The 12,750-nt window shown below is 66.2% G+C and carries 11 protein-coding genes and 1 tRNA gene; 5 read left to right on the top strand and 7 right to left on the bottom strand.

The annotated features are described in order from the left end of the window. The first annotated feature begins 101 nt into the window (after positions 1 to 101). Entirely contained in the window at positions 102 to 707 is a 606-nt protein-coding gene (locus ACZYZF_RS17810) for a TetR/AcrR family transcriptional regulator (protein ID WP_463746537.1), read from the top strand. Between the two features lie 61 nt (positions 708 to 768). Here ACZYZF_RS17810 and rho read toward each other — a convergent pair whose 3' ends face one another. From rho to argS, 6 genes are all read right to left on the bottom strand, one after another. Then, entirely contained in the window at positions 769 to 2,871 is a 2,103-nt protein-coding gene (gene rho / locus ACZYZF_RS17805) for a transcription termination factor Rho (protein WP_463746536.1), read from the bottom strand. 313 nt (positions 2,872 to 3,184) lie between these two features. Continuing rightward, entirely contained in the window at positions 3,185 to 4,132 is a 948-nt protein-coding gene (gene thrB, locus ACZYZF_RS17800; protein WP_463746535.1) for a homoserine kinase, read from the bottom strand. Between the two features lie 5 nt (positions 4,133 to 4,137). Then, on the bottom strand, positions 4,138 to 5,238 hold the full coding sequence (thrC, locus tag ACZYZF_RS17795; RefSeq protein WP_463746534.1) for a threonine synthase: 1,101 nt from the start codon (positions 5,236 to 5,238) through the stop codon (positions 4,138 to 4,140). Further along, positions 5,235 to 6,554, bottom strand: coding sequence for a homoserine dehydrogenase (locus ACZYZF_RS17790; protein WP_463746533.1), 1,320 nt, complete (start codon positions 6,552 to 6,554; stop codon positions 5,235 to 5,237). Before ACZYZF_RS17790 ends, thrC begins: the two co-directional genes overlap by 4 nt. Next, positions 6,551 to 7,936: a diaminopimelate decarboxylase gene (lysA, locus tag ACZYZF_RS17785; protein ID WP_463746595.1), complete on the bottom strand. Its 1,386-nt coding sequence runs from the start codon at positions 7,934 to 7,936 to the stop codon at positions 6,551 to 6,553. Before lysA ends, ACZYZF_RS17790 begins: the two co-directional genes overlap by 4 nt. Positions 7,937 to 7,971: 35 nt before the next feature. Then, positions 7,972 to 9,621, bottom strand: a complete 1,650-nt coding sequence (argS, locus tag ACZYZF_RS17780; protein WP_463746532.1) for an arginine--tRNA ligase — start codon at positions 9,619 to 9,621, stop codon at positions 7,972 to 7,974. Between the two features lie 105 nt (positions 9,622 to 9,726). Here argS and ACZYZF_RS17775 point away from each other — a divergent pair. Continuing rightward, a tRNA-Arg gene (locus ACZYZF_RS17775) sits at positions 9,727 to 9,799 on the top strand. 34 nt (positions 9,800 to 9,833) lie between these two features. Here ACZYZF_RS17775 and ACZYZF_RS17770 read toward each other — a convergent pair. Then, positions 9,834 to 10,247, bottom strand: coding sequence for a YybH family protein (locus ACZYZF_RS17770; protein WP_463746531.1), 414 nt, complete (start codon positions 10,245 to 10,247; stop codon positions 9,834 to 9,836). 118 nt (positions 10,248 to 10,365) lie between these two features. On the opposite strand from ACZYZF_RS17770, the gene ACZYZF_RS17765 reads away from it, so the two are divergent. The 3 genes from ACZYZF_RS17765 to ACZYZF_RS17755 all read left to right on the top strand — a co-directional run bounded on the left by ACZYZF_RS17765 (position 10,366) and on the right by ACZYZF_RS17755 (position 12,739). Then, positions 10,366 to 11,523, top strand: coding sequence for an acyl-CoA dehydrogenase family protein (locus ACZYZF_RS17765; RefSeq protein WP_463836362.1), 1,158 nt, complete (start codon positions 10,366 to 10,368; stop codon positions 11,521 to 11,523). A gap of 3 nt (positions 11,524 to 11,526) precedes the next feature. Beyond that, complete coding sequence (locus ACZYZF_RS17760) at positions 11,527 to 12,198, top strand: GntR family transcriptional regulator (protein WP_463746529.1); 672 nt, start codon at positions 11,527 to 11,529, stop codon at positions 12,196 to 12,198. A gap of 196 nt (positions 12,199 to 12,394) precedes the next feature. Continuing rightward, positions 12,395 to 12,739: a hypothetical protein gene (locus ACZYZF_RS17755; RefSeq protein WP_463746528.1), complete on the top strand. Its 345-nt coding sequence runs from the start codon at positions 12,395 to 12,397 to the stop codon at positions 12,737 to 12,739. The last annotated feature ends 11 nt before the right edge of the window (positions 12,740 to 12,750 follow it).

Here is a 12,750-nt window from a genome sequence, read left to right as displayed (position 1 = left end):
AAAAACTGTCTACCATGGATGTGGCGCGACACGAAGCACCCTTGGCAGAATCATGTACCTAACTGTCCCGCAATCGCCCCGGAGTTCAGGAGACGCCACAGTTGACCAGCACCACGGCACCGCGCAGCGTGCGAGATCGACTGATCGACGCTGCCGAAGAATGCCTGCGGACCAAGGGTATTCGTGCGACCACCGTCTCGGAGGTCGCCGAGGCCGCCGGAGTGTCCCGCGGCTGGCTGTACCGCCATTTCCCGGACAAGGTGACGCTGCTGGGCGCCGTGATCGTGCGACTCAGTGACACGTTCTGGTCGGAAGCCCAGGCGATGCTCGGGCAGATCGAGGGGCTGGACCGTCAGATTGCCTGGGGTGTCGTCAACGGGCTCAGAGCGTATGACGATCCGGGCGCGGTGTTGATGAAACTCCGGACAGACGAGCCCGAGGAATTCGCGGCCTGTGCGGGCGCCGGCGTGCAGGGCATGATCCCCGACCTCGCCGAGTTCTGGTCGCCCTATCTGGCGGCCGCTCGCGACCGTGGCGAGGTCCGTGCCGACATCGACATTCCCGAAGCATCAGAATGGGTTGCGCGAGTGTTGATCTCGCTGGCAACGGTGCCGGGCAACACGCTGGATCCCAGTGACGAGGACGCGGTCCTCGCCCAGGTTCGGCGCTATCTGATGCCCGGACTGCGCCCGCAGACAACTTCCTGACGGCACGCAAAAGGCCCCCGCGGACGGGGGCCTTGCGCGTCGTTATCCGGTCAGGCCGGGATCAGTCGACATCCATGTTCCCCGGGGCAGTCTTGGAGACCTGCACCAGGAACTCGTAGTTGGTCTTGGTCTTGCGCAGCTGGCTCATCAGCAGATCGATGGCCTGGTGGCTGTCCAGCCCGGACAACACCCGGCGCAGCTTGTGCACGACGGCGAACTCGTCGGTGGAGAGCAGCAGCTCGTCCTTGCGGGTACCGGACGGGTTGACGTCGACCGCAGGGAACACCCGGCGCTCGGCGATCTTGCGATCGAGCTTGAGCTCGGCGTTACCGGTGCCCTTGAACTCCTCGAAGATCACGGTGTCACCCGTGGAGCCGGTCTCGACCATCGCCGTGGCGATGATGGTCAACGACCCGCCGTGCTCGATGTTGCGCGCGGCGCCGAGGAAGCGCTTCGGCGGGTACAGCGCGGTGGAGTCCACACCACCGGACAGGATGCGACCCGAGGCCGGGGACGCGTTGTTGTACGCACGCCCCAGACGGGTGATCGAGTCCAGCAGCACGACGACGTCCTTGCCCTGCTCGACGAGGCGCTTGGCCCGCTCGATCGCGAGCTCGGCGGCCTGCGTGTGATCTGACGGCGGACGGTCGAAGGTCGAGGCGATGACCTCGCCCTTCACCGAACGCTGCATGTCGGTGACCTCTTCCGGACGCTCGTCGACGAGCACCACCATGAGGTGGCATTCCGGGTTGTTGCGGGTGATCGCGTTGGCGATGTCCTGCATGATCGTGGTCTTACCGGCCTTGGGCGGTGACACGATCAGGGCGCGCTGCCCCTTACCGATCGGCATGATCAGGTCGATGACGCGGGTGGTCAGCCGGTCGGGCGTGGTCTCCAGGCGCAGCCGCTGATTCGGGTACAGCGGGGTGAGCTTGGTGAAATCGGGACGGTTCTTGGCCGCCTCGACGGGACCGCCGTTGACACTGTCCAAACGCACCAGCGGGTTGAACTTCTGCCGCGGGTTCTGCCCGCCGCCACCCTCGCCCTCGCGGGCAACCCGGACCGCACCGGTCACCGCGTCACCGCGGCGAAGACCGTTCTTGCGGACCATGTTCATCGACACATACACGTCGTTCGGCCCGGCCAGGTAGCCCGAGGTGCGGACGAATGCGTAGTTGTCCAGGACATCGAGGATGCCGGCCACCGGCTGGACGACGTCGTCCTCGCGCAGTTCGGTGTCGTTGCCACCCTCGGCGCCACGCTCACCACGACGGCGACGGTCGCGGTCACGGAACCGGCGGCCGCGACGGCCCTGACGGCCGTCCCCGTCCCCATCGTCATCGACGTTGGAAGAGGAGTTGCCGCCCCGGTTCTGCTGGTTGTCCTGCTGATCGGACTGCTCGCGACCCTGACCCCGGTCCTGCTTCTGGTCGCGGTCCTGCTTCTGGTCGCGGTCCTGCTTCTGGTCGCGGTCCTGCTTCTGGTCGCGGTCCTGCTTGTTGTCGCGCTTGTCGTCCTGCTTGTTGTCGGCCTTGTTGGCCGCGTCGGACTGCTCGCGCTTGTCGCGCCGATCCTGCCGGTCGCGCTTTTCCTGCCTGGCCGGCTTCTCCTGCGGCTCGGCGGCAGCCTCAGCGTTCTTGACGCCGGCCTCGGCCGCGGAATCGGCCTTCGCCTCAGCCTTGGCGGATTCACCGGCGGCCTCGCTACCAGCGTCTTTACCGGCGTCGTCCTTGACGGCATCGGCGGCCGGGGCACCGGCCTGACGCGTAGAACCGCGGCGCTCACGGCGACGCGTCGCCGGCTGCTCGGCAGCCTCGGCGCCGGCGTCCGGCTGGACGGCGGCGGGGGCCTGCTTGGCCTCGGTGGTGGCACCGTTGGATTCGCCACGGTGGGCGCGAATAGCTGCGATCAGCTCACTCTTACGCAAACCGGACGCGCCTTCAACGCCGATTTCCTTGGCCAGCGCTCGCAACTCAGGCAGCACCATGGTCGACAGCGCCGCGGGCCGGGCGCTCGAAGCGCGCCGCGCGGTGTCGGTTCCGGGCGCAGAGGCAGCAGCCGGCGTTGTGGCGTCAGCGGTCGCAGTGCTTTCAGATGTCACGGCGTTCTGTAGATCCCCAGCGCCATTTGCGCTGTCAGCCGTGAAGAGGTCCGTATCTGTCACGGATTTCCTTTCTTTCCCTCGCGCATCATGTGGTGCGAGGGTTCCCCAAAGGTCGATGCGCGTTCAGCTGAACCGCTGACCGCGTAGCTCACACCGTCGCCTGCGCAACGGCGATCGCCAGGATTCGCCGATATAAGGCGAACCGTCAGTCCACGAGTAGAACACAAGAAGATTGGGTGGTCGTCCTGGTGTCGACGCAGGCAGAGACCCTGCGAGTGCTGGACGAGAGCGAGAATATCTCGCTTTGGTGAAGTAATCAAGCAACGTGGACGCTTGGCGTGTGGCGTTTGCTTCTTCTCGCGCCGCTCAATCGTCAATTCCTGGCGGCCACACCCGACGTCCAGCGGACGCCTGCTCCGACCGACATCTCCCTGACGGTGAACCCGTTGGCAGTGCCGTAATCCATGGCCTCATCAGGCAATCCCACCTGAGAGCTGAGGCCCAGAACCGTAGGTCCGGCCCCGGACAGCACCGCTGCCACCCCACAACGCCGCAGGAGTCCCAGGTATTCCGCGGAGGCCGGCATTGCCGCTGCACGTTGTGGTTGATGCAACACATCCTGCGTGGCGGTCATCAACAGATCGGGCCGCTCGGTCAGCGCCACCACCAGTAGGGCGGCGCGGCTGAGGTTGAAGCGGGCATCGACGTGACTGACCTGCTCGGGGAGCACGGCCCGGGTCTCGGCGGTGGACGACCGCTGCTGCGGCACCGCGGGGAACAGGCGGATATCCGGATGCACCCGCACCGGCACGGCGCGGTACCTCGGCCGGCCGTCGTCATCGGTTTCGGTCCAGGACACCACGGCCCCGCCCAGGACGGCCGCTGCAGCGTTGTCCGGGTGACCTTCGAACTCACTGGACAGCTGGATCAGCTGATCTTCGGTCATCGGATCCGAACCAGCTTGCGCCACAAGGCCATTGACTACCGCCAGGCCACCGACTACCGCAGCGGCCGATGATCCGAGCCCACGCGAATGTGGAATTTCGTTGCGGCAGCGCACGATCAGGCCGGCGGCACGGTGGCCCGTGGCCTGCAACCCGGCCTCGATCGCGCGGACCACGAGATGCGTCGCGTCCAGCGGAACGTGCCCTGCGCCCTCGCCCTCAACCTCTAGCCGGAGGCCGGATTCGGTTGTCTCGACGATGATTTCGTCGTACAGACTCAGCGCCAACCCCAGGCTGTCGAAGCCTGGTCCGAGGTTGGCACTGGAGGCTGCGACAACGGCAGTGGCCGTGAGTCCGGCGGGCAGGGTCTGATTCACCAGGCTCAGACCAGTCCGAGTTTGGCGACGACGGCGACGGGATCGACGGGCACCGGGGTGACGGTGGGCATGTCCTTGAGTGCGGTATCTGGATCCTTGAGGCCGTTGCCGGTGACCGTGCAGACCACTGTCGAGCCGCGCTTGACCCAACCGTCCTCGATCGACTTGAGCAGGCCCGCCACGCTGGCGGCCGACGCGGGCTCGACGAACACCCCTTCGCTTCGGGCGATCAGGTGGTACGCGGCGAGGATCTCCTCGTCGGTGGCCGCCAGGAACCGGCCCTTGGACTGCTGCTGGGCCTCGACCGCACCGGACCACGACGCCGGCGAACCGATGCGGATGGCGGTGGCGATGGTCTCGGGCTCCTTGACCGGCTCACCCAGCACCAACGGGGCGGCACCGGCCGCCTGGGTGCCGAGCATGCGGGGCAACCGCTCCGACAGCCCATCGCGGTGGTACTCGGTGTAGCCCTTCCAGTACGCGGTGATGTTGCCCGCGTTACCCACCGGCAGCGCGTGCACGTCGGGGGCGACGCCCAGTGCGTCGACGATCTCGAACGCGGCGGTCTTCTGCCCCTCGATGCGGTACGGGTTGACGGAATTCACCAGCGCGATGGTCGGGAAATCGGCAGTGATCTTGCGGGCCAACTCCAGACAGTCGTCGAAGTTGCCGTCGACCTGGATGATCTTGGCGCCGTACATGACGGCCTGCGCGAGCTTGCCCATGGCGATCTTGCCCTGCGGGATCAGCACGGCACAGGTGATGCCGGCCTGAGCCGCGTAGGCCGCTGCCGAGGCCGAGGTGTTGCCGGTGGAGGCGCACAGGACGGCCTCCTGACCGCGGGCCAGTGCCTCGGTGACCGCCACCGTCATGCCGCGGTCCTTGAAGGACCCGGTCGGGTTCAGCCCCTCGACCTTGAGATGCACTGTGCAGCCGGTGAGTTCGCTCAGGCGCTTGGCATGGATCAGGGGCGTGCCGCCCTCGAGCAAGGTGATCGGCGTCCAGTTGTCGCCGATCGGGAGGCGATCTCGGTAGGCCTCGATCAATCCCGGCCAGGGCCGGTGCACCGGCCCTGCGCTGGTCTTTCCTTGCGTCCCGGGGTTCATGCGTTCGTTCCTTCCATACGCAGCACGCTGTTGATGGTCTGCACCACGTCGAGATCGGCCAGCGCCTCGACGGTTTCCGAGAGCGCGGCATCGGTGGCCCGGTGGGTGACCACCACGATGCGCGCACCACACGGCCGGCCCTCGTCGTCGACCATGCCCTCCTGGCGCACCTCGGCGATGCTGACCTCGCGCTTGGAGAATTCTGCTGCCACTGCGGACAACACGCCCGGCCGGTCCGAGACGTTCATGTTGACGTAGTAACGGGTGGGGATGAACCCGATCGAGGCGATCGGCAGCTTGGCGTACTTGGATTCCCGCGGACCACGGCCACCCTGGACGCGGTTACGGGCGGCCATCACGACGTCGCCCATCACGGCCGATGCGGTCGGCGCTCCCCCCGCACCCTGCCCGTAGAACATCAGCCGGCCGGCCGCCTCGGCCTCGACCACCACCGCATTGAAGGCGCCGTTGACCGCGGCGAGCGGGTGCGTCAACGGCACCAGCGCCGGGTAGACGCGTGCCGAAACACGTTGCTTGCCTTCATCAGTGGTGAGCCGCTCGCAGATGGCCAGCAGCTTGATGGTGCAGCCGAGCGAACGGGCGGACTCGAAATCAGCCGAGCTCACCTTGGTGATGCCTTCGCGGTAGACGTCGTCGGCGGTAACCCTGGTGTGGAATGCGATGGAGGCCAGGATTGCGGCCTTGGCCGCGGCGTCGTAGCCCTCGACGTCGGCGGTGGGATCGGCCTCGGCGTATCCCAAGGCACTGGCATCGGCCAGCGCCGAGCTGTAATCGGCTCCGGTGCTGTCCATCTCGGACAAGATGTAGTTGGTGGTGCCGTTGACGATTCCGGCCACCCGCAGCACGGTGTCACCGGCCAGCGACTGGGTCAGCGGGCGGATGACGGGGATCGCCCCGGCCACCGCGGCTTCGAAATACAGGTCGACGCGCGCCTTTTCGGCGGCCTGCGCCAGTTCGCCGGTGGACTGTGCCATCAGCGCCTTGTTGGCGGTGACCACTGACTTGCCCTGTTCGAGGGCGGCCAGGATCGCCTTGCGGGCCGGCTTCACCGGACCCATCAACTCGACCACGATGTCCACGTCGTCGCGCGACACCAGTTCGATGATGTCGTCGGTGAGCAGGTCCTCGGGCACGCCACGGTCACCGGAGACCTTGCGTACCCCGATGCCACGCACCTCGAGCGGGGCGCCGATGCGAGCGGCGAGATCGGTGGCGCTCTCGTTGATGATGCGCACCACTTCACTGCCGACGTTGCCCAGCCCCAGTACCGCTACGCCGATGGGCTTCTCACTCATTGACCACTCACCTCCAGGCTCAAAAGATCGTCGACGGTCTCCCGACGGAGCACCAACCGCGCTTTGCCGTCTTTCACGGCCACCACGGCAGGTCGGCACAACAGGTTGTACCGGCTCGACATCGAGTAGCAGTAGGCACCGGTTGCGGCAACGGCCAGTAGGTCACCGGGCACGACGTCGTCGGAGACCCAGGTGTCGCGGACCACGATGTCACCGGTCTCACAGTGCTTTCCGACGATGCGTGCCAGCGTCGCAGGGGCGTCGCTGGCGCGGGACACCAGGCGGGCGTCGTACTCGGCGTCATACAGCGCCGGGCGGATGTTGTCGCTCATCCCGCCGTCGACGCTCACGTAACGTCGCTGCGCGGTGGTGCTGATCGCCACGTCCTTGACGGTGCCGACCTCGTACAGCGTGATGGTCCCTGGCCCGGCAATCGCGCGGCCCGGCTCCACCACGAGCTTCGGAGTCGGCAGGCCGACGGCCTCGGACTCGCTGCGCACGATGGCCTTGAGTTTGTCGGCCAGTTCCTTCATCGGCGGCGGGTCGTCAGACGGGACGTACGAGATCCCCAGTCCCCCACCGAGGTCGATCACCGACATCTGCGAAGTCTTCTCGACACCGAACTCGGAGACGACGTCACGCAGCAGGCCGATCACCCGGTGGGCGGCGACCTCGAATCCGGCCACGTCGAAGATCTGGCTACCGACGTGGCAGTGCAATCCGACGAGACGCAGGTTGTCGGTGGCGAACACCTTGCGCACCGCTTCGATCGCCGCACCGCTGGCCAGCGACAGCCCGAACTTCTGGTCCTCGTGAGCGGTCGAGATGAACTCGTGGGTGTGCGCTTCCACTCCCGGCGTCACGCGGACCAGCACGTCCTGGACGATGCCCGCGGCGCCGGCGACACCGTCCAGACGCTCGATCTCGATCAGGGAATCGACCACCACATGCCCAACCCCGGCCTTGACGGCCATGGTGAGCTCGGCGACAGATTTATTGTTGCCGTGCAATGTGATTCGATCCGACGGGAAGTCGGCATGGAGCGCCACTGCGAGCTCTCCCCCGGTCGCGACATCCAGCGACAGGCCTTCGGCGTTGACCCAGCGGGCGATCTCGGTGCACAGGAACGCCTTGGCCGCGTAGTGCACGTGGTCGCCGCCACCGAAGGCTGCGGCGATGTCGCGGCAGCGCGACCGGAAATCGTCCTCGTCGATCACGAACAGCGGGGTGCCGTACTCGGCCGCCAGATCTGTGACCGCCACTCCGGCGATCGACACCACGCCGTCAGCGCCACGAATCAAGTTGCGCGGCCACACGTTCGGCGCCAACAGCAGGACTTCGTCGGGGCTCTGCGGTTTGACGGGAGCGCCGGGGTGATGGATCTCTTCGGCGTGCCGGGGTCCGGCGGGATGTGCGTTCACATCCGCTCCGGGGCGGTCACACCGAGGATGCCCAGACCGTTGGCGATCACCTGGCGGGTGGCCTCGCACAACGCCAGCCGGGCCGCGTTCAGATCGCCCGGGTCCTCATCGCCCTGCGGCAGCACACGGCAGGCGTCGTAGAACCGGTGGTAGTCGCCGGCCAGGTCCTCCAGGTAGCGGCACACGCGGTGTGGTTCACGCAGTTCGGCAGCAGTCTTGAGCACCCGGGGGAACTCGCCGAGGTTGCGGATCAGGATGCCCTCTTTGTCGTGGGTCAGCAGATCCAGGTGGGCGGTATCCGCGGTGACCCCCAGATCGGCGGCGTTACGGGCCAGCGCCGACAGCCGCGCGTGCGCGTATTGCACGTAGTAGACCGGGTTTTCGCTGGACGCACTGGACCACAGCGCCAGATCGATGTCGATCGGGGTATCCACCGACGAGCGGATCAGCGAGTACCGGGAGGCGTCGACGCCGATGGCCTCGACCAGATCGTCGAGGGTGATGACGGTGCCGGCGCGCTTGCTCATGCGCACCGGCTGGCCGTCGCGGACCAGATTGACCATCTGGCCGATCAGCACCTCGACGGTGTCCGGGTTGTCGCCCAGCGCCGCGGCAGCGGCCTTCAGTCGCGCGATGTAGCCGTGGTGGTCGGCGCCGAGCATGTAGATGCACAGGTCGAATCCGCGCTGACGCTTGTCCAGGTAGTAGGCCAGATCGCCGGCGATGTAGGCCGCGTTGCCGTCGCTCTTGATGACGACACGGTCCTTGTCGTCGCCGAATTCGGTGGTGCGCAACCAGGTTGCGCCGTCCTTCTCGTAGATGTTGCCGGTCTCGCGCAGCTTGGCGATGGCCTGCTCGACGCGGCCGGAGGTGTGCATCGAATCCTCGTGGGTGAACACGTCGAAGTCGGTGCCGAACTCGTGCAGCGATTCCTTGATGTGGGTGAACATCAGGTCCACGCCGATCGCGCGGAACGTCTCCTGCTGCTCGTCGGCGGGTAGGCCCATCACATCGGGACGCTTGGCCAGCACGGAGGCGGCGATGTCGTTGATGTAGGCGCCGGCGTAGCCGTCTTCCGGGGCCGGCTCCCCCTTGGCCGCGGCGACCAACGAGCGGGCGAACCGGTCGATCTGTGCGCCGTGGTCGTTGAAGTAGTACTCGCGGGTGACGTCGGCACCTTGAGTTGTCAGCAGCCGGCCCAGCGCGTCGCCCACTGCGGCCCAACGAGTGCCGCCGATGTGGATGGGTCCGGTCGGGTTGGCCGAGACGAACTCCAGATTGACCTTCTCGTTCAGCTCGGTGGAGTTGCCGTATCCGGCGGCCGCGGTCAGCACGTTCGTGACGATGACACCCTGCGCGGAGGCTTCGATCCGCAGGTTGACGAAGCCGGGCCCGGCGACGTCGGCGGCGGCGATGCCATCGGCCGCGGCCAGGGCGGTGGCCAGCCAGCCCGCCAACTCGCGGGGGTTGACGCCGACCTTCTTACCGAGCTGCAGCGCGAGGTTGGTCGCGTAATCGCCGTGCTCGAGGTTGCGCGGACGCTCGACCGTGACGGTGTCGGGCAGCGCGGCGGTGTCCAGGTCGTGTTCGGCCAGCACCGCGGCGGCAGTGGCCTTGAGCAGCTCAGCAAGGTCAGCGGGGGTCACGAGGGTCCATCCTATGGTCTGGGGTCCCCGCGCCCCGAATCCGTATTCGCTCCCCCATGCGCTACGCTATCCAAGCCCAATCGGCGCAGCTGATCTCCAGCCCGCGCCCCCGTAGCTCAGGGGATAGAGCGTCTGCCTCCGGAGCAGAAGGCCGCAGGTTCGAATCCTGCCGGGGGCACTCTTCAAAATCCGGCTCTACCTGGGTAAACGGGTCACGCGGGGCTATTACTGCCCTTCGACCACGCCCACGCTGTCAGTCGCCAACCGTCGTCACCGTTGCGGAGGGCGACCGTGAATACTCCCCCGTTCTGCACGATCTGTTGGCCCTTGAGGTCGAATGTCATCGTCGTCGGGACGACGACGTAGCCGCAGTCCCCGTTGACATCGACGTGCCGAGGCTCGCCGAGCGTTACGTAATAGCCCGACGCACCGACATGCTCACCTTCAGCAAGGACGTCACGCCACCATTCCTGACTGGCCGTCGACCCCTGCCATACATGCGGAGCCATTCCGTCGAGAATCTGCATCGGATCTGCGCATGCCGCTGCCAACGCATCCACGTCACCCCGATTGAACGCATCGATGTACTCGCCGACCGCCGCCATCGGTTCATTTGGTAGAGGCATCGCAGGTCCTCCTTGCGGTGGTTGCTACTTCAGGAACGCTAGGCCCCACCGTCCGCGGCCGCGTCGGAACAAGAGCTCTATAGAATATTTTCTATAGAATTTGAGGAAGGATGCCACATTGTTCACCTTGTCCGCCGAAGAGCAGGCCATCGTCGAAACCGTCCGCGACTTCGTCGACAAGCAGGTGCGCCCCGTCGTCCGTGAACTCGAACACGCCAACACCTACCCCGAGGACCTCATCGAGGCGATGAAGCAGATGGGCATCTTCGGCCTTGCCATCCCGGAACCGTATGGCTTCGCCGCTGTTTCGATGCCCTGCTACGCCCAGGTCACCGAGGAACTCGCCCGCGGCTGGATGAGCCTGGCCGGCGCGATGGGCGGGCACACCGTGGTGGCCAAGCTGCTGCTGCAGTTCGGCACCGAGGAGCAGAAGCAGCGCTACCTGCCTCGCATGGCCAGCGGGGAACTCCGCGCGACGATGGCCCTGACCGAACCCGGTGGCGGCTCCGACTTGCAGGCCATGCGGACGGTCGCGACGAAGGACGCATCCGGCTATGTGATCAACGGGTCGAAGACCTGGATCAGCAACGCACGCAAGGCCGGACTGGTCGCGCTGATGTGCAAAACCGATCCGGCTGCCTCCCCCGCCCACAAGGGTGTGTCGATCCTGTTGGTGGAGAAGGTCCCTGGTTTCACGGTGTCCAAGGACCTGCCGAAGCTCGGCTACAAGGGCGTCGAGAGTTGCGAGATCAATTTCGTCGACTGCCACGTGGATTCGGAGGCACTGCTGGGCGGCGTCGAGGGACGTGGATTCGCGCAGATGATGAAGGGCCTCGAGGTCGGGCGGATCCAGGTCGCCGCCAGGGCAACAGGTGTCGCCCGCGCCGCCTTCGACGACGCGCTGCAGTACGCCCAGGACCGCGAGAGCTTCGGTGTGCCGATCTGGCAGCACCAATCCGTGGGCAACATGCTGGCCGACATGGGCACCAAGCTGTATGCCGCACGCAGCCTGTTGCTCGACGCGGCGGAGCGGATCGACGCGGGCGGGCGGTGCGATATGGAGGCCGGCATGGCCAAGTTGTTCGCCTCCGAGACCGCGATGGAGATCGCGCTGAACGCGGTGCGGATCCACGGCGGCTACGGCTACTCCACCGAGTACGACGTCGAACGCTATTTTCGGGATGCGCCGTTGATGATCGTCGGTGAGGGAACCAACGAGATCCAGCGCGGCGTGATCGCGAAGCAGTTGGTCAAGCGCGGCGGAATCGACATCTGAGGCATGACCGCGAACGCGAAGAGACGTACGCCCATGCGGTTGTCCGACGTCGTCTCGGCCCACGTGCGCGAGCTCATCGTTTCGGGGCAACTGCATTCGGGAGAGTTCATCCGTCCGGAGGCGGTCGCCGACGAGCTCGGGGTCAGTGCCACCCCGGCGCGCGAGGGGCTGCTGCAACTTCAGACCGAAGGATTCCTGTCCGTCGAGCCTCGACGTGGCTTCATGGTCACCGCCCTGTCGAGCGACGACATCCGCGACATCTACGACGCCCAGGCGCTGCTGGGCGGGGAACTTGCCGCCCGCACCGCCACGACAATCACGCCGGAGACGGTCGACGAGCTCGAACGGATCCAGGATGCGCTCGAACGTGCCGCTGCTGCCAAGGATTTCGACGAAGAGGAACGGCTCAACCATCAGTTCCACGCCCTGATCTACCGGCTGAGCGGATCACGCAAGATGCGCTGGCTGATCAAGACGACACTGGCGTACGCGCCCCGCAAGTTCTTCGCCGCGGTGGACGGGTGGCCCGAGGCGTCCGCCCAAGATCACCGCGCCATCATCGAGCATCTGCGGGCAGGCGACCCCGAGAATGCCCGGGCCGCAATGGCCCAACACATCCGTAACGCCGGTGCACTGCTGGCCGAACACCTGTCGCAGAACGACGCCTCCGCCTGATCATCACTTCACCCGACAGTGCGGTTTTGGCAAACGAAAGTTTGAATCCATCGACACGCCAGTTTCGAGGGCCCTGCCTGCTGTGAACAGACTGCGGAACCGGTCGCCGAAGCAGCTGAACAAAAGCCTTTGGCAAACTGCCCCAAAGGTATACAGTTGCCGCAACGTTTCAGCATTCCATCGGGGGGACAACAGCATGCAGAAGCTCGTCGCAGCGGCGGTGGCCGCCGCAGCCTTGGGTGCCGGACTCGCACTCGCCGCGCCGGCCGCGGCCGCACCGAACTGCTCCGACATCGTCGACAAGATCAACAGCGAGGACGGCTACGCGCCCACCAGCGGTGAGAAGTGGTCCTGCGCCACCGAGATTCAGGCGAACAAGTGGGCTACCTTCCCGGGCAGCATCACCGGTAAGTGGAGCAACTTCCCCGCCAGCGCCGCCGATAAGTGGGCCAACGCCCCCGGCGACGTCGCCAAGAAGTGGAGCGACTTCCCCAAGAACCTTCAGGACAAATGGTCCGGTGGCGGCGACGAGGAGGAGTAAGCCTCCGAACA

This window comes from Mycobacterium sp. IDUB_24, from assembly GCF_055419385.1.
The sequence above is the reverse complement of the archived record's forward strand: the minus strand, read 5'-3'. Positions and strand labels throughout refer to the sequence as shown.